24 protein-coding genes and 1 riboswitch are annotated in these 22,785 nt (G+C 53.2%); of the genes, 16 read left to right on the forward strand and 8 right to left on the reverse strand.

Features of this window, described 5'->3' with window-relative positions:
- The first annotated feature begins 621 nt into the window (after positions 1 to 621).
- Positions 622 to 2,211 (forward strand): bifunctional phosphoribosylaminoimidazolecarboxamide formyltransferase/IMP cyclohydrolase, encoded by a 1,590-nt coding sequence (gene purH, locus ACQE3Y_RS19895; protein WP_426982358.1) that lies wholly within the window; start codon positions 622 to 624, stop codon positions 2,209 to 2,211.
- An 18-nt stretch (positions 2,212 to 2,229) separates the two neighbouring features.
- Positions 2,230 to 3,510 (forward strand): phosphoribosylamine--glycine ligase, encoded by a 1,281-nt coding sequence (gene purD / locus ACQE3Y_RS19900; RefSeq protein ID WP_250651078.1) that lies wholly within the window; start codon positions 2,230 to 2,232, stop codon positions 3,508 to 3,510.
- A gap of 48 nt (positions 3,511 to 3,558) precedes the next feature.
- Here purD and ACQE3Y_RS19905 read toward each other — a convergent pair whose 3' ends face one another.
- From ACQE3Y_RS19905 to hemE, 5 genes are all read right to left on the reverse strand, one after another.
- Positions 3,559 to 4,203: a DUF1481 domain-containing protein gene (locus ACQE3Y_RS19905; RefSeq protein ID WP_426982359.1), complete on the reverse strand. Its 645-nt coding sequence runs from the start codon at positions 4,201 to 4,203 to the stop codon at positions 3,559 to 3,561.
- A gap of 85 nt (positions 4,204 to 4,288) precedes the next feature.
- Positions 4,289 to 4,561, reverse strand: coding sequence for a nucleoid-associated protein HU-alpha (hupA, locus tag ACQE3Y_RS19910; RefSeq protein WP_085069581.1), 273 nt, complete (start codon positions 4,559 to 4,561; stop codon positions 4,289 to 4,291).
- A gap of 188 nt (positions 4,562 to 4,749) precedes the next feature.
- A complete protein-coding gene (locus ACQE3Y_RS19915; protein ID WP_085069579.1) occupies positions 4,750 to 5,340 on the reverse strand; it encodes a YjaG family protein in 591 nt (196 codons plus the stop codon).
- Between the two features lie 62 nt (positions 5,341 to 5,402).
- Entirely contained in the window at positions 5,403 to 6,068 is a 666-nt protein-coding gene (gene nfi / locus ACQE3Y_RS19920; protein WP_250651081.1) for a deoxyribonuclease V, read from the reverse strand.
- Between the two features lie 2 nt (positions 6,069 to 6,070).
- Positions 6,071 to 7,138: a uroporphyrinogen decarboxylase gene (gene hemE, locus ACQE3Y_RS19925; protein WP_250652781.1), complete on the reverse strand. Its 1,068-nt coding sequence runs from the start codon at positions 7,136 to 7,138 to the stop codon at positions 6,071 to 6,073.
- 459 nt (positions 7,139 to 7,597) lie between these two features.
- Between hemE and ACQE3Y_RS19930 the strand changes: the two genes are divergently transcribed.
- From ACQE3Y_RS19930 to ACQE3Y_RS19960, 7 genes are all read left to right on the forward strand, one after another.
- On the forward strand, positions 7,598 to 8,590 hold the full coding sequence (locus ACQE3Y_RS19930; protein WP_426982360.1) for an ABC transporter substrate-binding protein: 993 nt from the start codon (positions 7,598 to 7,600) through the stop codon (positions 8,588 to 8,590).
- The gene (locus ACQE3Y_RS19935) at positions 8,587 to 9,615 is read left to right on the forward strand and encodes a FecCD family ABC transporter permease (protein ID WP_426982361.1); all 1,029 of its coding nucleotides are present in this window, start codon (positions 8,587 to 8,589) and stop codon (positions 9,613 to 9,615) included. Before ACQE3Y_RS19930 ends, ACQE3Y_RS19935 begins: the two co-directional genes overlap by 4 nt.
- Positions 9,615 to 10,373, forward strand: coding sequence for an ABC transporter ATP-binding protein (locus tag ACQE3Y_RS19940; protein ID WP_426982362.1), 759 nt, complete (start codon positions 9,615 to 9,617; stop codon positions 10,371 to 10,373). Before ACQE3Y_RS19935 ends, ACQE3Y_RS19940 begins: the two co-directional genes overlap by 1 nt.
- 123 nt (positions 10,374 to 10,496) lie before the next feature.
- Complete coding sequence (locus ACQE3Y_RS19945; RefSeq protein WP_250651085.1) at positions 10,497 to 10,682, forward strand: DUF1289 domain-containing protein; 186 nt, start codon at positions 10,497 to 10,499, stop codon at positions 10,680 to 10,682.
- Positions 10,683 to 10,898: 216 nt separating this feature from the next.
- Positions 10,899 to 11,375 carry a DUF2243 domain-containing protein gene (locus tag ACQE3Y_RS19950; protein WP_250651086.1) on the forward strand — a complete coding sequence of 159 codons (477 nt, stop codon included), beginning with the start codon at positions 10,899 to 10,901 and terminating at the stop codon, positions 11,373 to 11,375.
- A gap of 45 nt (positions 11,376 to 11,420) precedes the next feature.
- Positions 11,421 to 12,203, forward strand: a complete 783-nt coding sequence (locus ACQE3Y_RS19955; protein ID WP_250651087.1) for a cytochrome c oxidase assembly protein — start codon at positions 11,421 to 11,423, stop codon at positions 12,201 to 12,203.
- A gap of 76 nt (positions 12,204 to 12,279) precedes the next feature.
- Positions 12,280 to 12,717: a hypothetical protein gene (locus ACQE3Y_RS19960; RefSeq protein WP_250651088.1), complete on the forward strand. Its 438-nt coding sequence runs from the start codon at positions 12,280 to 12,282 to the stop codon at positions 12,715 to 12,717.
- Positions 12,718 to 12,857: 140 nt separating this feature from the next.
- On the opposite strand, the gene ACQE3Y_RS19965 is transcribed toward ACQE3Y_RS19960, so the two are convergent.
- Both ACQE3Y_RS19965 and nudC read right to left on the reverse strand, forming a co-directional pair.
- The gene (locus tag ACQE3Y_RS19965) at positions 12,858 to 13,676 is read right to left on the reverse strand and encodes an arginase family protein (RefSeq protein ID WP_426982363.1); all 819 of its coding nucleotides are present in this window, start codon (positions 13,674 to 13,676) and stop codon (positions 12,858 to 12,860) included.
- Positions 13,677 to 13,919: 243 nt separating this feature from the next.
- Entirely contained in the window at positions 13,920 to 14,693 is a 774-nt protein-coding gene (gene nudC / locus ACQE3Y_RS19970; RefSeq protein ID WP_426982364.1) for an NAD(+) diphosphatase, read from the reverse strand.
- 137 nt (positions 14,694 to 14,830) lie between these two features.
- On the opposite strand from nudC, the gene rsd reads away from it, so the two are divergent.
- From rsd to thiH, 7 genes are all read left to right on the forward strand, one after another.
- On the forward strand, positions 14,831 to 15,337 hold the full coding sequence (gene rsd, locus ACQE3Y_RS19975) for a sigma D regulator (RefSeq protein ID WP_250651091.1): 507 nt from the start codon (positions 14,831 to 14,833) through the stop codon (positions 15,335 to 15,337).
- A gap of 373 nt (positions 15,338 to 15,710) precedes the next feature.
- Positions 15,711 to 15,810, forward strand: a riboswitch (TPP riboswitch).
- Positions 15,811 to 15,894: 84 nt separating this feature from the next.
- Positions 15,895 to 17,817, forward strand: coding sequence for a phosphomethylpyrimidine synthase ThiC (thiC, locus tag ACQE3Y_RS19980; RefSeq protein ID WP_426982365.1), 1,923 nt, complete (start codon positions 15,895 to 15,897; stop codon positions 17,815 to 17,817).
- Positions 17,814 to 18,455, forward strand: a complete 642-nt coding sequence (gene thiE / locus ACQE3Y_RS19985; protein ID WP_426982366.1) for a thiamine phosphate synthase — start codon at positions 17,814 to 17,816, stop codon at positions 18,453 to 18,455. Before thiC ends, thiE begins: the two co-directional genes overlap by 4 nt.
- Positions 18,448 to 19,197, forward strand: a complete 750-nt coding sequence (locus ACQE3Y_RS19990; RefSeq protein ID WP_426982367.1) for a HesA/MoeB/ThiF family protein — start codon at positions 18,448 to 18,450, stop codon at positions 19,195 to 19,197. Before thiE ends, ACQE3Y_RS19990 begins: the two co-directional genes overlap by 8 nt.
- A complete protein-coding gene (gene thiS / locus ACQE3Y_RS19995) occupies positions 19,194 to 19,394 on the forward strand; it encodes a sulfur carrier protein ThiS (RefSeq protein ID WP_426982368.1) in 201 nt (66 codons plus the stop codon). The genes ACQE3Y_RS19990 and thiS overlap by 4 nt, the downstream gene beginning before the upstream one ends.
- 1 nt (position 19,395) lies before the next feature.
- Positions 19,396 to 20,172: a thiazole synthase gene (locus tag ACQE3Y_RS20000; RefSeq protein ID WP_426982369.1), complete on the forward strand. Its 777-nt coding sequence runs from the start codon at positions 19,396 to 19,398 to the stop codon at positions 20,170 to 20,172.
- On the forward strand, positions 20,172 to 21,299 hold the full coding sequence (thiH, locus tag ACQE3Y_RS20005; protein ID WP_426982370.1) for a 2-iminoacetate synthase ThiH: 1,128 nt from the start codon (positions 20,172 to 20,174) through the stop codon (positions 21,297 to 21,299). Before ACQE3Y_RS20000 ends, thiH begins: the two co-directional genes overlap by 1 nt.
- A gap of 186 nt (positions 21,300 to 21,485) precedes the next feature.
- Here thiH and ACQE3Y_RS20010 read toward each other — a convergent pair whose 3' ends face one another.
- Positions 21,486 to 22,574, reverse strand: coding sequence for a DUF1176 domain-containing protein (locus ACQE3Y_RS20010; protein WP_426982371.1), 1,089 nt, complete (start codon positions 22,572 to 22,574; stop codon positions 21,486 to 21,488).
- Between the last annotated feature and the right edge of the window lie 211 nt (positions 22,575 to 22,785).

The raw sequence follows: 22,785 nt of genomic DNA on the forward strand, positions 1-22,785 counted from the left end.
GCCAGCGTTCAATCTGAGCCATGATCAAACTCTTCAATTTAAAAGTCTGATGCTCAAAGAAAAACGTCGTAATGAATTACGTGTTCACTCTGAGACTTGATACTGCAATAGTTTTTGCGATATCCCGTCCGTGAGTGCCCACACAGATTGTCTGATAAATTGTTAAAGAGCAGTGCGACCGGTACCTGATACCGTTGTCGCGAGGTGGCGTATATTACGCTTTCCTCTTTCAGAGTCAACCTCTTTTTTTCAGAAGTTTTTCTCCGGCGATTCATCTTGCTGAACCGCTCAACACCGCGTGGCGTAAGCCGTTGTGCCGTGTCGATGGAGGCGCATTATAGGGAGTTCTCCGCGGCCTGCAACCGCTAAATTGCAAAAAAGTGACTGTTTGCTGCAATCCCCAGCAAAAGCCCGGTTTATACGCAGTTATCCACAGATTTATGCACGCGCCGCGAGGATTCTAATTTAGGCGAGCATCGCGCAAACGTTTTCGCTACAATGCCAGCCGACGTTATTAATGCCCCTGATGGGGCGTTACCTGAAGCTTACCTTTATAAAAGGTCTGTTAAGCTTGATGTAACGCTCTTTACTTGCGAACCAAAGCCAAGGGATAAAACCACCATGCAACAACGTCGTCCTGTACGCCGCGCTCTGCTCAGCGTGTCTGATAAAGCCGGTATCGTCGAATTCGCTCAGGCTCTTTCTCAAAGAGGCGTCGAGCTTCTCTCCACTGGCGGCACCGCTCGTCTGCTGGCTGATGCTGGCCTGCCGGTTACTGAAGTCTCTGATTACACCGGTTTCCCGGAAATGATGGATGGACGCGTTAAAACTCTGCATCCGAAAATACACGGTGGCATTCTCGGACGTCGCGGGCAGGATGATGCGATCATGAGTCAGCATCAAATCGCGCCAATCGATATGGTCGTAGTCAATCTTTATCCCTTTGCTCAGACCGTCGCGCGTGAAGGCTGTACGCTGGAAGATGCGGTAGAAAATATCGATATTGGCGGGCCGACCATGGTGCGCTCGGCGGCCAAGAACCATAAAGACGTGGCGATCGTAGTTAAAAGCAGCGACTATCAGGCGATCGTTGCCGAGCTGGACGCTAACGAAAATGCATTAACCTTCGCTACCCGCTTCGATCTCGCTATCAAGGCATTTGAACATACCGCTGCCTATGACAGTATGATTGCTAACTACTTCGGTAGCCTGGTACCGGCCTATCATGGCGAGACCAATGCGCCTTCAGGCCGCTTCCCGCGCACCTTAAATCTGAACTTCATTAAAAAACAGGACATGCGCTACGGCGAGAACAGCCATCAGCAGGCCGCTTTCTATATTGAAGAAGAGATTAAGGAAGCTTCTGTCGCTACTGCTCATCAATTGCAGGGCAAAGCGCTCTCCTATAACAATATTGCCGATACCGATGCCGCACTGGAGTGCGTGAAAGAGTTCGACGAACCTGCCTGCGTTATCGTTAAGCATGCCAACCCCTGTGGCGTGGCGGTCGGCGGCTCTCTGCTGGAAGCCTACGAGCGCGCGTTCAAAACCGATCCTACCTCCGCTTTTGGCGGCATTATCGCCTTTAACCGCGAACTGGACGAAGCGACTGCACAGGCAATTATTAGCCGTCAGTTTGTTGAAGTGATTATTGCGCCTTCCGCCAGCGACGCGGCCCTGCAGATCACAGCGGCAAAACAGAACGTTCGTGTACTGACCTGCGGTACCTGGCAGCAGCGTGTAGGTGGCCTGGATTTCAAACGCGTTAATGGCGGTCTGCTGGTACAGGATCGCGATTTAGGCATGGTAGACCGTAGCCAGCTGCGTGTGGTCTCTAAACGTCAGCCAACGGAACAGGAGCTGCGTGATGCCCTGTTCTGCTGGAAAGTCGCCAAGTTTGTTAAATCCAATGCCATCGTATATGCGCGCGACAATATGACCATCGGCATTGGCGCCGGTCAGATGAGCCGCGTCTATTCCGCTAAGATTGCCGGTATCAAAGCTGGAGACGAAGGGCTGGAAGTAAAAGGTTCCGCTATGGCCTCTGATGCTTTCTTCCCGTTCCGTGACGGCATTGATGCCGCTGCCGCCGTTGGCGTTAGTTGCGTTATCCAGCCGGGCGGCTCAATTCGCGATGATGAAGTGATTGCCGCCGCAGACGAACACGGTATCGCGATGATCTTTACTGATATGCGTCATTTCCGTCATTAATCGCCTGGAGAGTCATAAATGAATATCTTGATCATTGGTAACGGCGGCCGCGAGCATGCGCTGGCATGGAAAGCGGCTCAGTCTCCCCTGGCGGATCGCGTCTTTGTCGCGCCGGGCAACGCGGGTACCGCTTTAGAGCCTGCGCTACAGAATATTGATATCGCAGCTACCGATATCCCGGCCTTACTCGCTTTCGCGCAGAGCGAAAAAATTGATTTAACCATCGTTGGCCCCGAAGCGCCGCTGGTAAAAGGCGTGGTCGATGCATTCCGTAAAGCGGGACTGAAAATTTTTGGCCCCACAAAAGCGGCCGCCCAACTGGAAGGCTCTAAAGCTTTTACCAAGGATTTTCTGGCGCGCCACCAGATCCCTACGGCGGAATACCAAAACTTTACCGACGTTGAGCTGGCGCTGCAGTATGTTCACGCTAAAGGCGCTCCGATTGTGATTAAAGCGGACGGTCTGGCAGCCGGTAAAGGCGTGATCGTTGCCATGACGCTGGAAGAAGCGGAAGCCGCAGTACGGGATATGCTGGCGGGCAATGCCTTTGGCGATGCCGGGCACCGTATCGTGGTGGAAGAGTTTCTTGATGGCGAAGAGGCCAGCTTTATCGTGATGGTGGATGGCGAGCATGTCTTGCCCATGGCGACCAGCCAGGATCATAAACGTGTGGGCGATGGCGATACCGGCCCCAATACTGGCGGCATGGGCGCTTACTCCCCTGCTCCGGTCGTTACGGCGGAAATCCACCAGCGCGTGATGGATGAGGTTATCTGGCCAACCGTGCGCGGCATGGCAGCAGAAGGCAATGTCTATACCGGTTTCCTGTATGCCGGGTTAATGATTGGCCAGGATGGTCAGCCGAAAGTCATTGAATTTAACTGCCGCTTTGGCGATCCGGAAACGCAGCCAATCATGCTGCGCCTGCAGTCAGACCTGGTTGAGCTCTGTCTGGCGGCCTGCGAAGGCAAGCTGGATGAAACAGAGTCGCTGTGGGATGAGCGTCCGGCATTGGGCGTGGTATTGGCCGCTGGCGGTTATCCTGGCGACTACCGCACCGGCGATGTGATACACGGCCTGCCATTGGAAGAAGTCGCTGATGGTAAAATTTTCCATGCCGGAACGCGTCTGGAAAATGATCTGGTTACCACCAACGGCGGGCGCGTACTTTGCGTAACGGCGCTTGGCGCCGATGTCGCTGCGGCACAGCGTCGCGCCTATGAGCTGGCAACGTCTGTTTCATGGGATGGCAGCTTCTGCCGTCGTGATATCGGCTATCGCGCTATCGGACGGAAATAATCTCTGCTGCGGTTCCGCTATTCCGGCGGAGCCGCGCTTCACGCCTGACTAAAAGTCCGCTTCTTGCGGTTCCCACTGGCAGTCATCCTCCGTTGAAACCTCCAACAGCTGCGTATCCGCAGGCGCTTCCAGCCAGGCGACGCTGACCCTAGCTCCTGTCTGATGCTGAAGCTGCTCTATTTTTCGCCATTCGCTCTCATCCAGTGTCGGCTTGATCTGCTCGCCCTGACAGGTTTGCAGCGTGTTGTTACCCTGCCAGCGTCCCTGTTTCAACAGTACACGCCCGGCCAGCAACGCATCGCTAATCTTTAACATGCGCTGCGCATCAAATTTATACAGTTCAATGGCTTGTTCGCTGACCGCCTCGCGGCGTCCCGCCAGCTGTCGCTGCATAAAGCTCAGGCTGCCATCGCCGTCAAAACGCAACGTTACATCATCTGGCCGGGCATCCTTAAGATGGCGTTCAATACTGATAAGATTGCCATCCTGCCAGCCATAGCGGGTAAAGACGGTAGCGCCTTCCTGAAACGGCGTAAAGACCGTCAGCATATGCACGCTATCCTGATGGTTCTTACGCCAGATGCGTACCGCACCGCGATCGGCCAGATAGCCGCTGGCGGTAAAGTCAGGCAGCGACGGCTGTGAGCTACAGCCTGCCAGCAGTAACGTCAGAAGTGCAAATAGCCGCTTCATGATGCTCCGTGTTTACAACAGACGACAAAAAAACAAAAGGGCGACAATAATTGCCGCCCTCGTTAAACCTTTCACTGCAACGCGATTACTTAACGGCGTCTTTCAGTGCTTTACCAGATACGAATGCCGGTACGTTAGCAGCAGCAATTTTGATTTCATTACCAGTCTGCGGGTTGCGGCCAGTGCGCTCAGCACGGTGGTTAACTTTAAAAGTACCAAAACCAACCAGTTGTACAGCATCACCATCTTTCAGAGACTCGGTAATTGCAGCCAGGGTGGATTCCAGCGCAGCTTTAGCCTGGGACTTGGAGAGATCCGCTTTCTCTGCAATTACATCAATCAGTTGAGTCTTGTTCATAAGTTATCCTTACAGTGTATTTATCGCTTGCTAAGCATCGAGTGCGAGGGAATAGCCAGATTCTGACACCCTTCAGCCTGCACGCACCGATAGCCACATTTTTCAGCCCCCCAAATGTAGACCAGACAGGGGGCGGATGTGAAGCCTTTAGGCACGACAATTCAGGCGTGAAGTCACGTTTTATCGCGTTATTGCTCTATTTTTATACCAATGTTGCTAATCGCTGCTTCTCGCAGGTCAGAACGCAGTCCTTTTATCAGATCCAGGTCTCGCTCTTCACAGGCTGCCAGCAGGCGAAAAATCTCCCACTGCTCGTCCCATTCTTCTTCAATCGCCGGGAGCGCGCCCAGCTCTTCATCGGTCATTTCGCGACCAGCATGGGTCATTTCCAGCATCGCTACCGTGGTAATGGAGGTCTCGCTCACTTCAATCGCATGCACCAGCGTCTCCCCACTCAAACGCGAATGCAGCAGCTCACTTAACGCGACGCAAGCGTCAATCGCAGGATAAACACCGTAAACCTCGAAATCGTCCGCCAGCGGAATCGCCTCTTCGAGTTTTTCCAGCTGGCTGTCGAAATTGATTTTGGCATCCTTTACCGTTAGCGATTCCCAGATCAGATCGAGAATGCGTCGGTAAAGCTGCGCGTCAGCAAACTGCGTCTGCTGGCAAAAAGCCCAATAGTTGGGATAGAGGCGCTCGCACAGGCAGGCCATAAAGGTAACATGCTGCCAGCTTTCCAGCTTTTCGAGGCGCAGATGGATGGGGTTACGTAACATGATAAGGTCTCTTTAGCATCATTCTGGCGGCAGTGTAACGCAAAAGAAACCTTCCGGCACGGCTAACCCTCCTGCCAGCGTAGAAAGGCCGTACGCTCTGATGCGACGGCGTCAGCCCAGCGCGTCGGCTCCGGCAGACGGTAGCCAGCCATACAGTTTTGCACCCACTGCAAAGCGGTATCGATGCTGACGCGATGGCCGGTAGACACAAACAGCGGATTGCAGCGTTTTTTACTGCGCCAGACCCAGCCAATTTTCTCGCCTTTATCCATTAGCGGCTGCTGCGAGCCCGGTTCTTCATCCAGCGGCTCAAAGCGTCCGCACAGGCGACGTTTGGCCACGCCGATGGTCGGTACATCCACCAGCATGCCGAAGTGGCTGGCTACGCCGAGCCGCCGTGGGTGCGAAATGCCATGACCATCCACAAACAGCAGATCGGGTTTCTGCTCCAGCAGTTCCCATGCCGCCAGCAGCGCCGGATATTCGCGGAAAGAGAGGAAGCCTGGTATATAAGGCATGATGGTGGCGATGCGCGCCACCTTATATTCGATAAGCTTTAGCGAAGGATATTCCAGTATAACCATGGCAGCGCGCGTAATGTCGCCGCCCTGTTCAAACCCAACGTCCGCGCCGCCAATCAGGCGCGGCGGCATCACATCGAAATCATCATGACGCACCACTTCCGCGGCGCGCTGTAGCTGTTCGGCTCGTAATGCCTGTATATCCATATCTACTCCTTGTGATAAGGACGTGACAGCCGATGCACCGCCTCCACAAATGCGCCTGCATGCTCAGGCGGCACATCCTGATGGATGCCATGTCCTAAATTAAACACGTGCCCGTTACCCTCTCCAAAACCAGCAAGGATAGTCGCCACTTCCTGCTCAATACGCGCAGGCGATGCATAAAGCATAGACGGATCCATATTGCCCTGCAGCGCCACTTTGTCTCCGACGCGACGACGCGCATCGGCAATATCGATGGTCCAGTCCAGTCCCAGCGCATCACAGCCGGTAGCTACCATCGCTTCCAGCCATTGACCGCCGCCCTTGGTAAACAGGGTTACCGGCACGCGACGGCCGTCGTTTTCACGGATCAGGCCATCAACAATCTTATGCATGTAGTGCAGAGAAAATTCCTGATAATCCGCGCCGGTCAATACGCCGCCCCAGGAGTCAAAAATCATTACCGACTGTGCACCAGCACGAATTTGCGCATTCAGGTAGAGCGTGACGCTCTCTGCCAGTTTATCCAGCATGGCATGCAGCGTTGCCGGCTCGGCATACATCATTTTTTTGATTTTCGTAAAGGCTTTACTGCTGCCGCCTTCCACCATATAGGTAGCCAGCGTCCACGGGCTGCCGGAGAAGCCGATCAACGGCACCGCGCCCTGGAGATTTTTACGGATGGTGCGTACCGCATTCATCACATAGCCCAGTTCCTGTTCTGGATCGGGCACCGGCAATTTATCCACATCGGCACGGCAGGTAATCGGCGAGGCAAAGCGCGGACCTTCGCCCGCTTCAAAAAACAGCCCTAACCCCATCGCATCGGGAATCGTTAAGATGTCAGAAAAGAGAATCGCCGCATCCAGAGGATAGCGACGCAGCGGCTGCAGAGTCACTTCACAGGCCAGCTCAGCATTCTTGCACAGCGACATAAAATCGCCAGCCTGCGCGCGCGTGGCTTTGTATTCCGGCAGATAGCGTCCAGCCTGACGCATCATCCATACCGGCGTTACATCTACCGGCTGGCGTAACAGGGCACGCAGGTAACGATCGTTCTTTAATTCGCTCATCATAAGGCTCTCTCAAATACAGGCGCCTAGTGTAGCAGTTATTCTCACCGGTTAAGCAAGTTTGCCATGGTGCATCACTGGCTCAGATGCCTGAACCGGGAACGCTTGATCGTCGTAAGATAAGTGCTCTTGTTGGGTTATGTTCTTACTCCGGGGAGTTACTTAGTAAAAAAAACATGCCGAGCATCCGCCCTTTGCCAGAGTTGCTCCGTGGTTAACGTAATTTTTTCCGATACAGGCTGGTGCTTTTAAGACGACATATCGGCGATTGATTGGTGCAGAATGTTTTGTGCGCAGTGACGCTGATTATGATTCTGACGGAGTTGATTGAAGAGAAGCACAGGCTGCGCCCTTTGCTGAGTCGTTCTCTATGCATTGACAGAAATTTTTTCATTGTGCATATTGTTATATTATAACATAACATAAAGCATAGTGATGAAACTGACTTCCCCTCTAATCATGTCTGCAATACTGTTATTCCCTCTGGTCAGCCTGGGCGCCACTAACTATCCGCTCACAGTTGAAAATTGTGGGTTTAAAGAGACGTTCAGTCAGGTACCTTCACGTGTTGTGACCATTGGCCAGCATGAAACAGAACTGATGCTGGCGCTGGGGCTGGAAGAGAAAATAGCAGGTACATCCGTCTGGTTTGGCGCACTACCTGATGATCTGAAACAGCAGGGTGAAAAACTGAAACGGCTGGCTGAGAATGCGCCTGGATTCGAAGCCGTGGCGGCTCAGCGCCCCGAGCTTGTTCTTGCTCAGTACAGCTGGCACGTTGGGCCGCAGGGCGAAGTCGCCACCCGCCAGCAATTTGAGGCGCTGGGTATCAAAAGCTGGGTATCGCCAGCTGACTGCACAGCAAAAACAGTCACCTCTACCTCGAACGGTGATGGCGCACGTTCTGAACCTTACTCAATCAATATTATTTTTGATGAAATTACAGCGCTGTCGCGCATTTTTGATGTGCCTCAACGTGGCCAAGCACTGAAGCAAAAGCTGTCTGAGCGCATTGCTGCCGTGCTGAAGCAGAGCCGTATAAAGCCGTCAGCACCGCTTAAAGTTGTTTACTGGTTTTCAAGCACTCGCCTGAAAGGCGATCCGTGGGTAGCCGGTAACAAAGGCGCACCGGGCTGGATCAGTAAAACCCTTGGTCTGTCTAACATCATCGATTCAGATGAAGAGTGGCCTGCGGTGACGTGGGAATACATTGTTAAGGCTCAGCCAGATATTATCGTCATCGCGAGCATGGACAGGCGACTTTATCCCGCCGATGACGTGACGACAAAAAAAAGATTTCTGGAAACCGACCCTGTCACGCGCGAAATGCCTGCGGTGAAACAAGGCCATATCGCAGTGGTTCCGGCTATGTCGCTCAATCCGTCATTACGTAACGTAGAAGCGGTAGAGCTGATTGGGCAACAGATCCATGCTTTCGATCACTCCAGATGACAAGTCATCCTTTTTTTTACTGGCGAAACGGCCTGATCATTTTCACCGGCATACTGAGTCTGCCTGTAATGATGGTGCTGGCTGCTGCGACCGGCGATATGCCAGTGAGTTTTGCCACTACCGCTCGTGCAATAACCAATGGCCTTGGTATAACCCACTTCAATCTGCCCCCTGTCGAAGCCGGAATTATCTGGCAGTACCGCATGAGCCGGGCGCTGATGGCAGCCAGCAGTGGTGGTGGCCTGGCGTTATGCGGACTGGTTTTGCAGTCGTTATTGCGTAATCCGCTTGCGGATCCTTATTTACTGGGCATCTCTGCCGGAGCCTCAACCGGAGCCGTCAGTGTCATGCTGCTTGGTATTGGCAGCGGCGCAATCACCACAGAAGCCGGGGCGTTCACCGGGGCCTGTGTTGCTTTTTCGCTGATCGTAGTGTTGTCGGGCGGCATGCGCGAGAACGCATCACGCATCATCTTGGCCGGTATCGCCGGTACGCAACTGTTTAATGCACTGACATCCTACATTGTCAGTACGGCGGCAAATGCCGAACAATCGCGCGGCGTAATGTTCTGGTTGCTGGGTAGCCTGAGCGGTGTACGCTGGGCTGATGCACTGCTGTGCCTTGTGGTAGTGGCAACAGGCTTACTGATAATGATCTGCTATGCCCGCTCACTGGATACGTTCAATGTGGGTACCGACGTCTCTGCAACGCTTGGCACACGGGTGCTGCTGGTACGCATTATTTTGCTACTGACCACTGCTTTAATTACCGCAGTTATCGTCAGCGCTATTGGCGCTGTGGGCTTTGTCGGGCTGGTTATCCCGCATATAACGCGCATGATGGCCGGCCACCGGCACCTTATCACGATACCAATCGCCTTTCTTGCCGGATGTCATTTCATGATCCTTGCGGACCTGGTATCCCGCACCCTGATTAGTCATCAGGTTTTACCCATTGGTGTGGTAACGGCCCTGGTCGGTGCCCCTGTTTTTGCCCTGATTCTGTACCGCAACCGGGAGAAATGATGATGCATGTCGTGGTTGAGAAGCTGAGTGTGACGCTCCAGGCTCGTAGCGTTTTATCTGATATCAGTTTCAGTGTGAAACGATCGCAAACAGTGGGGCTGCTTGGCCCGAATGGCTCCGGTAAGTCCACGCTGATTCGCGCTATGGCTGGCGTACAGTCCTGCGCTTACGCGGACGTAAAAATTGGCGGTACGCTGACAAGGAATCTGAGCCGACGTGAGCTTTCACGTACGCTTGCTTTTGTGCCGCAGCATGCGGAGTCCGAGGCGGAGATGAGCGTTGTTGATATTGTTCGTCTCGGGCGTACACCGCATCGCAGCGCATTCGCGCCATGGCGTCAGGCCGATGAGGATGCAGTGCAACAATCGCTTTCGATGATGAAGCTTGATGCCCTGGTGCATAGATCCTGGCATCGCCTGTCAGGCGGGGAACGTCAGCGCTGTCAGATAGCCCGCGCACTCACACAACAACCGGATATCCTGCTGCTGGACGAACCGATTAATCATCTGGATATACAGTTTCAGCTGGAACTGATGCGGCTTATCTCTGCGTTGCCCGTTACCGTGATTGTGGCACTACACGATCTCAATCTCGCGGCAAAATATTGTCAGCATCTGGTGGTATTGCATGAGGGACAGATCGTGGCCACCGGTGATCCGGCTGCCGTGCTTACTCCGGCGCTCATTCGATCTACCTGGCAGGTCGATGCCTCAATCAACCGAACCAAACAGGGAACGATGAACATTCACTACGCCTGAGGCAAGACGGCTGAAAAACCGTCATTAACGGGCTAAGAGTGTCGTCAATATCCTGAGAGGCCAGGTAGCGACTGGTCCGGAATTTCAGCCTGTTCTCATCTGATCCCTATCTAAGGAGTAGTTATGTCCGTAAAGTCCCCCTGTACTGATATCTGTATCTTCAGTAAAACTAAAGGCTGGTGTGAGGGCTGTGGCCGTACGCTGCAGGAAGCGCGTGAATGGCGCAAGCTTTCTCCTTTCCATCGTAAAAAAATCGAACGGGAGCTGCCTTCGCGGCTAAAAATGCTTTGCGCAAAGCCGGAAGAGTAGGGAATATTTCCCTTTGTTTACTGGAATGCGGCTATTGCGCCATGCAATTGCTCAGCGTGCCAGTGAACCGGTGATAACAGTACATAAAAATATCTGCTCGAGACGCTTCGGTTAAGCCCTCATGTTGGTATTTACCTGCCTGAAGGCCTGATTTCGAAACTGTTATTTCAGCTAAGCTTTCTACTGGCCTTTATATTGTTATTTCAGGAGAAAGCGGTGACACATGCAAAACCACGCCTCAAACCCGATCTGAAGCGTTCATTAAGAGCTGCAGTCCCTCTCGGTATCGGACTAATGGCGGCGGCTGATGAAATCATATTTCATCAGATCTTGGCCTGGCATCATTTTTTTGACCGAGGCACACCTGCTTTTAGCCTGTTATCAGATGGTCTTCTGCATTCTGCTGAATTGATTTTTTTTGTTGTCGGTTTTTTTATGTTTATGGACTTGCGTAAACGCTGCACGCTTAACCGGAGGTCGGCATGGTCTGGTTTCTTTTTGGGGCTGGGGGGATTCCAGATATTTGACGGCATTGTCGATCATAAGGTACTCCGGCTGCACCAGATTCGCTATGTCGAAAACGTGTTGCCCTATGATCTGGTATGGAATGGCGCAGGTATTCTTTTACTTTTGATAGGGTGGTTCCTGTATCACCGCGCACGTGCAACTGTGCATCCTGATGCGGAAAATTAATCTGTGGAGCCAGTGATGCATCATACAGGGGCGCCTCATTCAGGCATGCTGCTAATTCTTCTGGTAGCTATTCCTGCTGTAATACTCTGTTTTTATCTGCATGCCGCTGTCCGGCTACGTCATACTGCCCGATGGAGCCCCTGGCGTATAGCCAGCTTTACCACCGGCATTGCTTTGATCGTGGTATCTATGCTGCCGCCTCTGGCAAACTGGGCCCATCAGGATTTACGTGGCCATATGGTGCAGCATCTTTTTCTGGGGATGTTTGCCCCCCTCGGACTGGTATTCGGCTGCCCCGGTACGCTTTTACTCCGTTCTGTGCAGGCACGCACTGCTCGGTGCTTCATGGATTTCCTTCGGCTCAGACCCATCAGATTATTGATCCATCCCATCTCAGCCGCCTTGCTTGATATAGGCGGTATGTATCTGCTTTACCTGACGCCATTATTTGCGCTCATTATGATGCATCCAGCACTGTTTACATTACTTCATCTGCATTTTGTCATTTCAGGCTACCTGTTTACCTGGTCAATTGCCGGCCCCGACCCGGCACCACACCGCCCTGGAAGAACGGTGCGACTAACGGTCTTGTTTCTGGCGACGGCGGCACATGCCATTCTCGGCAAACTTATGTACGGTTATGGTTTCCCGCACGGTACCTCAGCCAGTTTGTTTGAAATACAGGCGGCTGCGCAATGGATGTATTACGGCGGAGATTTGGCAGAACTGTTGCTTATAGCAGCCTTTTTTGCGGCCTGGTTCAGGCATCGCAGCAGGCTACCGGAAATACTGGCTGACGGAAGCGCACCTGGATCTGTAGCAAAATAACAGCATATCTTTCGTTTATCGGCGCATAACTGATTGCTTCAGTTAATATTTTTACGTCACAAACAAGTTTGATACGTTGACAGCAAGGAATGCCAGGGAACCTAAGTGTGGGGAATACGACCTGCAGCCGGGAAAGCTGTTCACGGACGAAGAGAGTAAGAAGATCCATTCGCTGGCCGTGCGGAATGTTTCACGCAACGTTACTGAACTGGCTACTGAACTCAGTGATATTGCAAAACTTACAGATAATCATATCGCACTCTGGAACCTGATCCGCACCCGGACAATGAACAAAGACATCTGCACCCGCACGGTCATCCAGGATGGTATGAAGGCCATGGGCATCGATATCAGCAAAAACTTCAGCCACTGGCTGGCCAGGCTTGAAAGCCACGGACTGATCTCAGTCGATTATGAAGACATGATGATTATCAGTAGCCGAAAAAGTGAGGAGAGGGAAGCAAGTGACAGCTTGCTTACACATCGCTGGCCCGGAGTTACTAATTGCTCATAATTCTCATGCTGAACGTCCGCTTTGTGCCAGAAGCGGACACGGTACTTTGGGGTACTACAAAGATTTGCTGAGAAGATTGTGGTAAATGAGGGATTACAAGATGTGTCTCAGAGGTGTGGTAAAGTAACCCCCAGTGAGAATCAACGGCTAATTAATGGCGAAAGAGCTTCAAGCAGAGCTGAAGGGGAAGCAGGAGTACCATTAGACTCCCAGGCATTCTGGAACTCCGCAATTTCAATACCTATGAAAGAATGTGCGGCGATTATTTCGCTGCAGGCTTTTAAATCCTCAAGAGTCATACCGCTTTCAAGTTTGTAATCAGTTGGTACAATCCCGGGTTCAAGAACGTCACAGTCCAGATGAACGTAAACCGCACGACCGGCAATCGCCTCTTTAAGACGCCCGGATAAATTATCGCCCAGTGTAATGTAAGGGATGCTATACCTACTAATCAGTGCTGTTTCGAACGGATCCAGATCACGCTGACCGACAAGCACAATCTGATCGAGACGCACTCCATTACCAAGCCCTGAATCCCATAGTCCAGCAGCACCTGCAAATGCAAGTCCTCCAAGGTAACCCGTTTCTGATGTCTCCGGCGTATTCAGGTCAGCATGAGCATCGAACCAGACTATGCAACAATCAGGATGGTACTTTGCTACTACAGGCAGCGTAGCGAGTGAGACCACGCAGCGACTTATAGCAGCAACAGATACAGCTCCGGATGTAAACACCTCTTCAAATCGTGCCTTAACAGCTTCGAGGTTTAACATTGCGGCGTCCAGTTCCTTACGCCATCCCTTATTCAGGGCTGGCTCTGGCTCCCCGACTATCACGGGATTGATACCGTTCCGACGGGCGAGATAATCTCCAATTGCTTTGGCACCAGGTATGGCAAGATCATTAGGGTCGCCGGCTCTCCCCTGAAACACGGTGTAGGCCATTTTTATTGGTGACATGTGGTTTTTTTCCTTACCGCTAATTTATTGCTTTTAGCTTACATCAATTTAGTTAAAGAGGCTTAAAGGGGCAGCTTTGCCTGCCAACCCTGACCTGTTCCCTGTTAATTAATACGCGACTACGCTAACAAGCCTTCATCTGTTGCAAAAAAATGTGAATGTCCGCTTCTCGCTCAAAGCGGATGTTCATCGTTTACAATTTCTGCGTAACGTTTCCGCCTGCCTGATTGACATCAAATACAACTACTCATCCGCTGCGCGACAGAGCGCTACCGTATCTTCGATCAGGCGGCGGGCAACGGTGCCAGCCGGGGGCAACTGCGGCAGGGCGTCATAACGAAACCAGTCGGCATCGATCAGCTCGTTATTATCGATTTGCAGTTCGCCTCCTTCATATTCCGCCATAAACGCCATCATCAGCGAATGGGGAAAGGGCCAGGGCTGAGAGGTAACATAGCGCAAATTTTTCACTCGCACGCTGCTCTCCTCCATAACCTCACGCGCCACCGCCTGCTCCAGCGTTTCGCCAACTTCAACAAACCCCGCCAGCACGGTGTAAATGCTGTTGCGATGGCGTGCATGCTGCGCCAGCAAAATTTTATCGTCACGCCGAATGGCGACAATAATGCAGGGGGCGATTTGCGGGTAGTAGCGCTGGCGGCAATGACCGCAGAGGCAGGCATTTTCACGACTGCTAAGATGCATTTCATGGCCGCAGTAGCCGCAATAACGATGCGAACGAATAAACTCAGCCAGCTGTACACCACGACCTGCCAGCTGAAACAGCCCGCTGTCGATATCGATAATTTGTCGTATCGATCCCATCTGATCGTTACGGTTCTCACGGATCAACCAGACCGGTTCACCCTGCCATTCGCCGATAACCGCGCCCTGCGATCCTTCCAGACCAAAATTTTCTGCTGTACCGTACGGTAATTCACCGTTTGGTAACCAAATTTTTTGTTCGTGGCTGACAACCCACCAGCCAGCGTCTACGCTTTTGATCGCACGTTCCATAAGAGAGTGATCCTTTGCTTCAGCACTTTTGTGACTGGGGCCGTAATTATTCCTAAAAGTGGAACGGATACGGGACACAGCCTCTGTACTGATGTTAAGTATAAGTAGCGGTAAGACTATAACTCACGGAGACAAACATGCTTAACCAGTTAGACGTTCTGACCGAGCGCGTAGGTGGCAGTAATGAACTGGTAGACTTTTGGCTTAATGCGCGCAGGCAGCTTTTGGTTGCTTATTATCAGGTTGTTGGCATCAAACCGAACAAAGAGTCTCTCACCGCCCTTGATGAAAAGGCGCTCGACAACTTTTGTCAAAATCTGGTGGATTATCTTTCTACCGGCCATTTCAATGTTTATGAACGCATTATCGAAGAGATGACTGGCGACAGCCCGTTGCTGGCTGCTGCACAAATCTATCCTGCGCTGCAGGGTAATACTGAACAAATCATGCAGCTTTACGATACCCATTTTGAAGCAGCTATCGATCATGATAACTGCATGGAGTTCCAGCAGGCGCTATCTGAAGTAGGCGAGGCGCTGGAAGCGCGTTTCACGCTGGAAGATAAACTGATCCAACTGGCCTTTGAGAACAATTTAGCTGCGCTGGCTGCGGCTAACGATCAGGCACTGGCACGTCCGGCGTAACCGTTAATAATTTTTTATACCCTAAATAATTCGCGTTGCGGGCAGGCGGCGACGCAGTGAATCCCCAGGAGCTTACACCGGTAAGTGACTGGGGTAAGCGAGGAAAGCCAACGCACCAGCAACGTGAAGGATGACGGGTATACCCTAAATAATTCGCGTTGCGGGCAGGCGGCGACGCAGTGAGTCCCCAGGAGCTTACACCGGTAAGTGACTGGGGTGAGCGAGGAAAGCCAACGCACCAGCAACGTGAAGGATGACGGGTATACCTCTTGTAGTTTTGCCAACGCCCCTTTATGCTGAAGGGGCTTTTTTATGACCTTGCCGCAGCGTAACGCGTGCAAGGTGTCGCCAGCAGCCTGTCTGCAGCGCGATTTTCTTCTTGTCGGAGTGCCTTTTAGGCTGAGACCGTTAATTCGGGATCCGCGGAACCTGATCAGGTTAGTACCTGCGAAGGGAACAAGAGTACAGATCATCTCACGCCGTCAATCCGTGTTGACGCCGTGTCGTTACTCCTTCCGAGCTCCGGACAAGCAACGTTCCTTTATCTGGAGTTTGCTATGTCTGCTAAACCAAACCGTCGTGAACAGCGCGCCCAGGCGCAACAATTTATCGCCTCTTTACAGGGAACCGCATTTCCCAACTCAAAGCGTATCTGGATCCAAGGCAGCCGCCCCGATATTCGCGTACCGATGCGTGAAATCCAGCTGAGCCCAACGTTGATCGGCGGTGATAAAACCGCGCCGGTCTATGAAGATAACGAGCCGGTGCCGGTTTACGATACGGCTGGCCCGTATGGCGATCCCGAAGCAACTATCGATGTGCATAAGGGGCTGCCGCGCCTACGTAGTGCCTGGATCGAGCAACGTGCTGATACCGAACAGACAGAACTTAGCTCCAGCTACAGCCAGCTGCGCCTGAAAGATGAAGGGCTTGATCATTTGCGCTTTGATAACCTGCCGCGTCCGCGCCGCGCGCAAGCTGGCCGCCGCGTTACCCAACTGCACTATGCCCGTCAGGGGATCATCACGCCGGAAATGGAATTTATCGCACTGCGGGAAAACATGGGCCGCGAACGCATTCGCAGCGAAGTTCTGCTCCAGCAGCATCCTGGCCACGGCTTTGGCGCTCAGCTGCCGGAAAACATCACGCCGGAATTTGTGCGCCAGGAGGTTGCCGCAGGCCGCGCGATTATCCCTGCCAATATTAACCACCCCGAAGCCGAGCCAATGATTATTGGCCGTAACTTTTTGGTTAAGGTGAATGCCAATATCGGCAACTCTGCCGTCAGCTCCTCTATTGAAGAAGAGGTTGAAAAGCTGGTTTGGTCCACCCGCTGGGGCGCGGATACGGTGATGGATCTCTCTACCGGACGCTACATTCATGAAACGCGCGAGTGGATTTTGCGTAACAGCCCGGTGCCGATTGGTACGGTTCCTATTTATCAGGCGCTGGAAAAGGTCAATGGCATTGCGGAAAACCTGACCTGGGAACTGTTCCGCGATACCCTGCTGGAACAGGCGGAACAGGGCGTGGACTATTTTACTATCCACGCGGGGGTGCTGTTGCGCTATGTGCCCATGACGGCAAAACGTCTGACCGGCATCGTTTCGCGCGGCGGCTCGATTATGGCTAAGTGGTGCCTCTCCCATCATCAGGAAAGCTTTCTTTATGAGCACTTCCGCGAAATCTGTGAAATTTGTGCCGCCTATGATGTATCTCTGTCGCTGGGCGATGGGCTACGTCCCGGCTCGATTCAGGATGCCAATGATGAAGCGCAGTTTGCCGAACTGCATACATTGGGCGAGCTGACTAAAATTGCCTGGGAGTATGACGTTCAGGTGATGATTGAAGGGCCGGGACATGTGCCAATGCAGATGATCCGACGCAATATGACCGAGCAGCTGGAACACTGCCACGAAGCACCTTTTTACACGCTCGGCCCGTTGACCACCGATATTGCCCCTGGCTATGACCATTTCACCTCCGGTATCGGCGCCGCCATGATTGGCTGGTTTGGCTGTGCGATGCTCTGCTACGTCACGCCGAAAGAGCATCTGGGCCTGCCGAATAAAGAGGATGTTAAGCAAGGCCTGATTACCTATAAGATCGCCGCACATGCCGCCGATCTGGCGAAAGGTCATCCCGGCGCGCAGATCCGCGATAACGCCATGTCAAAAGCGCGTTTTGAATTCCGTTGGGAAGATCAGTTTAACCTTGCACTCGATCCGCATACCGCTCGCGCTTATCACGATGAAACGCTGCCGCAGGAGTCAGGCAAGGTCGCACACTTCTGTTCAATGTGCGGTCCGAAATTCTGCTCAATGAAAATCACCCAGGAAGTGCGCGATTACGCGGCAAAACAGCAGGCTGAGGCGCAGCCGATTGCAGTGGGCATGGCTGAGATGTCGCAGGCATTTCGACAGCGTGGCAGTGAGCTTTATCATCCTGCTGATGCACTCCGCCCGGAGGAAAAAGCATGAGCCAGCCTTTTCCTGCAACGCCCCACCGGCTTGGTCTCTATCCTGTTGTCGATAGTCTGGAATGGATAGCGCGTCTGTTGGATGCGGGCGTGCGTACCTTACAGCTACGCATCAAAGACCAGCCTGACGCCGAAGTAGAGCCGATTGTGCAACAGGCTATCGCGTTAGGTAAAACGTACCAGGCTCGGCTGTTTATCAATGATTACTGGCAGTTAGCGATTAAACACCATGCTTATGGCGTTCATCTGGGACAGGAAGATCTGGATGTCGCCGATTTGCAGGCAATTCGTCACGCTGGCCTGCGTCTTGGCATTTCTACGCATGATGATGAGGAAATCGATCGGGCATTGGCCGTGAAGCCCTCCTATATTGCCCTGGGCCATATTTTCCCGACGCAAACCAAGCTAATGCCCTCTTCTCCTCAGGGGCTGGAGCAGTTAAAACGCCATCTGGCACGGCTGGAAGATATACCTACCGTTGCCATCGGCGGTATCAGTCTTGAACGCGCGCCGGATGTTCTGGCCTGCGGCGTCGGCAGCATTGCGGTGGTAAGCGCGATTACAAAAGCGGCTGACTGGCGCGACGCCACCCAACAATTACTGGCGCTGGCCGGTACGGGAGATGAGGATCATGATTAACGATCGTGATTTCCTGCGTTACAGCCGCCAGCTTCTGCTGGAAGAATTTGGCGTAGAGGGCCAACAGAAGCTGCAACAGGCCAGCGTACTGATTGTCGGCCTTGGCGGTCTTGGCGCGCCGGCCGCGCTATGGCTGGCGGCGGCGGGCGTTGGCAAGCTGCTGCTGGCTGATGATGATATTTTGCATATCAGCAACTTACAGCGACAGATCCTCTATCGCAGCGCCGACTGCGGTAAAGCGAAAGCGCCACTGGCCCAGTATCAACTGCAATCCCTTAATCCACAGGTGGAAACTATCGCCCTGCAGGAAAGAATGGATGCTGAACAGCTGGCGCACTGGGTGCCACAGGTGAATCTGGTGCTGGACTGTAGCGATAATATGACCACCCGTCATGTGGTTAATACTGCCTGCGTCGCGGCCAATACGCCGCTGATCAGCGGAAGCGCCGTTGGTTTCAGCGGACAACTGCTGGTGATCTCACCGCCCTGGCGACATGGCTGCTACCGCTGCCTCTGGCCAGACAACAGCGAACCTCAGCGTAACTGCCGTACCGCCGGCGTACTTGGCCCGGTCGTGGGCACAATCGGAACGTTACAGGCGCTTGAGGCGCTCAAAATGCTCGCTGGCCTGCCTTCGGCGCTGGATGGAGAGCTGCGTCTGTTTGATGGTCGTCAACAAACCTGGCGTACGTTGAGCCTGACAGCCGATCCGCATTGCCCGATCTGCGGAGGCGATAAATGAAGATCGTCGTTAATGATGAAACGCTGATGCTGGATCCTCCGCTCACGCTGGATCAACTGCTGGATAAGCTGGAGTGTCAGCCTGCTGGCACTGCGCTGGCGGTTAATCAACAGATAATACCGCGTGGCAGTTGGTCACAGCATGCATTACGTGAAGGCGATGTGGTGGTGATTTTTCAGGCAATAGCCGGAGGCTGATATGTTACAGATAGCAGACAAACAATTTTCTTCACGCCTGTTTACCGGCACCGGCAAGTTCGCCACGCCCGCGTTGATGCTGGAAGCGATTCGCGCCTCCGGCTCGCAGCTGGTGACCATGGCGATGAAACGTCTCGACTTACGCGGCGGCGACGATGGCATACTTGCCCCGTTGCAGGCACTGGGCGTACAGCTGCTGCCAAATACCTCGGGAGCGAAAACCGCAGAGGAAGCGATCTTTGCCGCCCGTCTGGCGCGCGAAGCGCTTGGCACCCACTGGCTGAAGCTGGAAATTCATCCCGATGCGCGTTATCTGCTGCCGGATGCGGTTGAGACGCTGAAAGCGGCGCAACAACTGGTCAGGGAAGGCTTTACCGTGCTGCCCTATTGCAGCGCCGATCCGGTATTGTGCAAAAGGCTGGAAGAAGTGGGATGCGCCGCGGTTATGCCGTTGGGCGCGCCTATCGGCAGCAACCAGGGATTAAAAACCCGCGATCTGCTGGCGATCATCATCGAACAGGCGAAAGTGCCGGTGGTTATTGATGCTGGTATCGGTGCGCCCAGTCATGCCAGTGAAGCGCTGGAAATGGGCGCGGATGCGGTGTTGGTAAATACAGCGATTGCCGTGGCGCGTTCTCCGGTAGAAATGGCGCGGGCATTTCGTCTCGCTGTTGAAGCCGGACGCATCGCGCACCAAAGCGGCCTTGGCGCCAGCCAGCCACAGGCAGTGCCATCCAGTCCGCTGACTGCTTTTCTCAGTGAATCGGAGGGCGCGTAATGAAGGATTTTACTGAACGCTGGCGGCAGCTTGACTGGGATGATATTCGCCTGCGTATTCACAGCAAAACCGCCGCCGATGTGCAGCAGGCGCTAAACGCCTCGCGCCCGGATCGTGAAGATCTTATGGCATTGCTCTCTCCGGCGGCGGCGGCTTTTCTTGAGCCAATGGCGCAGAAAGCTCAACGCCTGACGCGTCAGCGGTTCGGCAATACGGTTAGTTTTTACGTGCCGCTTTATCTTTCGAATCTGTGCGCCAATGACTGTACCTATTGCGGTTTTTCAATGAGCAACCGCATTAAGCGTAAAACGCTTGATGCGGATGAGATCGAACGCGAATGTCAGGCGATCCGCGCCATGGGCTTTGATCATCTGCTGCTGGTTACTGGCGAGCATCAGACCAAAGTAGGCATTGAATACTTCCACCAGCATCTGCCGCAGATCCGACGGCATTTCAGTTCGCTGATGATGGAAGTGCAGCCGCTATCGGAAGCGGAATATGTGGGGCTGAAGCATATCGGACTGGATGGCGTGCTGGTTTATCAGGAAACCTACCAGCCCAAAATCTATCAGCAGCACCATCTGAAAGGAAACAAGCAGGACTTTTTCTTTCGGCTGGAAACGCCGGATCGGCTTGGCCGCGCCGGGATCGACAAGATCGGACTTGGCGCGCTGATTGGTCTTTCCGACAGCTGGCGAACTGACTGTTTTATGCTGGGGGAACATCTGCTGTGGTTACAAAAAACTTACTGGCAGAGCCGTTATTCCGTTTCTTTCCCACGCTTACGCCCCTGTGCTGGCGGTATTGAGCCTGCTTCGCTGATGAGCGAAGCCCAGCTGGTGCAGACCATCTGCGCTTTCCGCCTGTTTGCGCCGGAAGTAGAGCTTTCGCTGTCAACGCGGGAATCTCCTGCGTTTCGCGACCGAGTAGTACCGCTGGCCATCAACAGCATTAGCGCTTTCTCCAAAACACAGCCTGGCGGCTATGCCGAAAATAATCCGCAGCTGGAGCAGTTTTCACCGGACGATCACCGTACCCCTCAGGAAGTGGCAGCGGCGCTTACGCAGGCAGGATTACAACCGGTATGGAAAGACTGGGACAGCTGGCTGGGACGCACGCCGCAATAAAGGGTAATGAATAAAGCGTTGCCGATCTTTTTTGGAAGGGATTATCCAGTACTGAACGGCTGCGCTTTGCCGTGCTGGCTGGACGAATTACAGTGATGACGTCAGGCAATAACGTGCTGACCAGGGTCAGTTTTTTATTCACTCTGCTGACCCTGCCCTCCGCAACCCGGCAATGAGACCGGGTAATTACCGGCTGTTTTCGCTGTCGGTATAACCCGGCGTAGCCCATACCGAAGGCCAGTCTCCCGGTTCACCACCGTCGCAGCCCGGCTGACTGTTATAGCTCATCAAATGGAATATATTACCGTCATAGCGCCAGGCTGCGCTTTCGCCGCAATCAGCGATGCCTCGACCACGCGCAGCATGAAACAACTGACCGCTGTGCGGATCGTAGCTGGCTTCGGTAAACCAACTTACGCTATTGGGCTTGCCTTCCGCGTTATGTAACGGTAACGGTAGCACCAACTGCTGCGCTTTTTCAGGTGCGGCGCGCGGCGTAATAAACAGTACGCTGGAAGATTGATAGGCTCCCATGCCGCAGTTAATCATCACTAAAGCATGCTGCGCGTCCAGCGGTTGCGCCTCGCTGCGTGCGATATCTTCTTCAGCGGGTTCGCACTCTTCCCTTTTCAGTACCGGCTGCTGGCTGGCGATCACCTTTTGAAGCAGCGCCTGGGCGTTATTTAATGGCACAACAGGCGGCACAGGCGGTAATGAAGGCGCTACGGAGGCGCGCGACGGCACGCTCCCGGCTGGCTCAGTACCGGTTTTAAACAGCGCCGTTTGATTACCGAGACGCCCCTGCCGTTCATCAACAAACAGCAGCGCCGCATTCAGGCCGCTTAATGAACCGGTAATCTCATTATCGGACGTCAGGGAAATCGTCATGGCATTTTTAGCCGCTGTCACCAGCGCCTGAATATCGCTTAAGCTGTCGCTGTGTGCATTAGCGTAATCATTATTCGCATCAGCATCTGAAAGGCTTATGGCATGGTTCCACCGTTTTCCATCCAGCCAGACCCCCTCCGCTTTCCTGGCATCAAAGCTCATAATATCCAGCGAGGCAGTACCTTCAGGCCCCGCCTGATGACGGATCACGATGCGCATATTTTCATCCACGTTGCGGATATCGCAGTCGTTAAGGTTGTTGCAGGTTACCTGCCACCCTTTAAAAAAACGCTGTACCGGCTCTCCCGGCGGCTCGGCGATAGCCATTGCGGTGGGTAGCCCACCAGACAGCATTAATAACAGCAGAGCCTTGCCAGATAAGTTCATGCCTGGATTCCCTTGATATGCAGTAAACAAATAGATAAGCACACTTCTACCTGTGCCCGATGGCCACAAAGTTTAGCGGTTACTCAACTAAGGCTTTAGAGCAGCATAATAGCCGATCGTATTCATATTCTTTATGACTATTCTCGCTGCGGCTTCCCGGCCGCTTCAGTAAATATATTCAGGCAGCTGACTAGATTATAACGCCTCATTT

Origin of the sequence: Pantoea sp. FN0305 (genome assembly GCF_050113845.1) — a bacterium.
Classification (GTDB): domain Bacteria; phylum Pseudomonadota; class Gammaproteobacteria; order Enterobacterales; family Enterobacteriaceae; genus Mixta; species Mixta alhagi.

What these genes read in the sequence shown, in the direction of transcription:
- purH (WP_426982358.1), top strand. Translation starts at nt 622, where the DNA reads ATGCAACAACGTCGTCCTGTACGCCGCGCTCTGCTCAGCGTGTCTGAT.
- ACQE3Y_RS19915 (WP_085069579.1), bottom strand. Translation starts at nt 5,340, where the DNA reads ATGTTACGTAACCCCATCCATCTGCGCCTCGAAAAGCTGGAAAGCTGG.
- thiC (WP_426982365.1), top strand. Translation starts at nt 15,895, where the DNA reads ATGTCTGCTAAACCAAACCGTCGTGAACAGCGCGCCCAGGCGCAACAA.
- hupA (WP_085069581.1), bottom strand. Translation starts at nt 4,561, where the DNA reads ATGAACAAGACTCAACTGATTGATGTAATTGCAGAGAAAGCGGATCTC.
- ACQE3Y_RS20010 (WP_426982371.1), bottom strand. Translation starts at nt 22,574, where the DNA reads ATGAACTTATCTGGCAAGGCTCTGCTGTTATTAATGCTGTCTGGTGGG.
- thiE (WP_426982366.1), top strand. Translation starts at nt 17,814, where the DNA reads ATGAGCCAGCCTTTTCCTGCAACGCCCCACCGGCTTGGTCTCTATCCT.
- purD (WP_250651078.1), top strand. Translation starts at nt 2,230, where the DNA reads ATGAATATCTTGATCATTGGTAACGGCGGCCGCGAGCATGCGCTGGCA.
- ACQE3Y_RS19945 (WP_250651085.1), top strand. Translation starts at nt 10,497, where the DNA reads ATGTCCGTAAAGTCCCCCTGTACTGATATCTGTATCTTCAGTAAAACT.
- thiS (WP_426982368.1), top strand. Translation starts at nt 19,194, where the DNA reads ATGAAGATCGTCGTTAATGATGAAACGCTGATGCTGGATCCTCCGCTC.
- ACQE3Y_RS19905 (WP_426982359.1), bottom strand. Translation starts at nt 4,203, where the DNA reads ATGAAGCGGCTATTTGCACTTCTGACGTTACTGCTGGCAGGCTGTAGC.
- ACQE3Y_RS19955 (WP_250651087.1), top strand. Translation starts at nt 11,421, where the DNA reads ATGCTGCTAATTCTTCTGGTAGCTATTCCTGCTGTAATACTCTGTTTT.
- ACQE3Y_RS19930 (WP_426982360.1), top strand. Translation starts at nt 7,598, where the DNA reads ATGTCTGCAATACTGTTATTCCCTCTGGTCAGCCTGGGCGCCACTAAC.
- nudC (WP_426982364.1), bottom strand. Translation starts at nt 14,693, where the DNA reads ATGGAACGTGCGATCAAAAGCGTAGACGCTGGCTGGTGGGTTGTCAGC.
- ACQE3Y_RS19935 (WP_426982361.1), top strand. Translation starts at nt 8,587, where the DNA reads ATGACAAGTCATCCTTTTTTTTACTGGCGAAACGGCCTGATCATTTTC.
- nfi (WP_250651081.1), bottom strand. Translation starts at nt 6,068, where the DNA reads ATGGATATACAGGCATTACGAGCCGAACAGCTACAGCGCGCCGCGGAA.
- hemE (WP_250652781.1), bottom strand. Translation starts at nt 7,138, where the DNA reads ATGAGCGAATTAAAGAACGATCGTTACCTGCGTGCCCTGTTACGCCAG.
- thiH (WP_426982370.1), top strand. Translation starts at nt 20,172, where the DNA reads ATGAAGGATTTTACTGAACGCTGGCGGCAGCTTGACTGGGATGATATT.
- ACQE3Y_RS19940 (WP_426982362.1), top strand. Translation starts at nt 9,615, where the DNA reads ATGATGCATGTCGTGGTTGAGAAGCTGAGTGTGACGCTCCAGGCTCGT.
- ACQE3Y_RS19965 (WP_426982363.1), bottom strand. Translation starts at nt 13,676, where the DNA reads ATGTCACCAATAAAAATGGCCTACACCGTGTTTCAGGGGAGAGCCGGC.
- rsd (WP_250651091.1), top strand. Translation starts at nt 14,831, where the DNA reads ATGCTTAACCAGTTAGACGTTCTGACCGAGCGCGTAGGTGGCAGTAAT.
- ACQE3Y_RS20000 (WP_426982369.1), top strand. Translation starts at nt 19,396, where the DNA reads ATGTTACAGATAGCAGACAAACAATTTTCTTCACGCCTGTTTACCGGC.
- ACQE3Y_RS19990 (WP_426982367.1), top strand. Translation starts at nt 18,448, where the DNA reads ATGATTAACGATCGTGATTTCCTGCGTTACAGCCGCCAGCTTCTGCTG.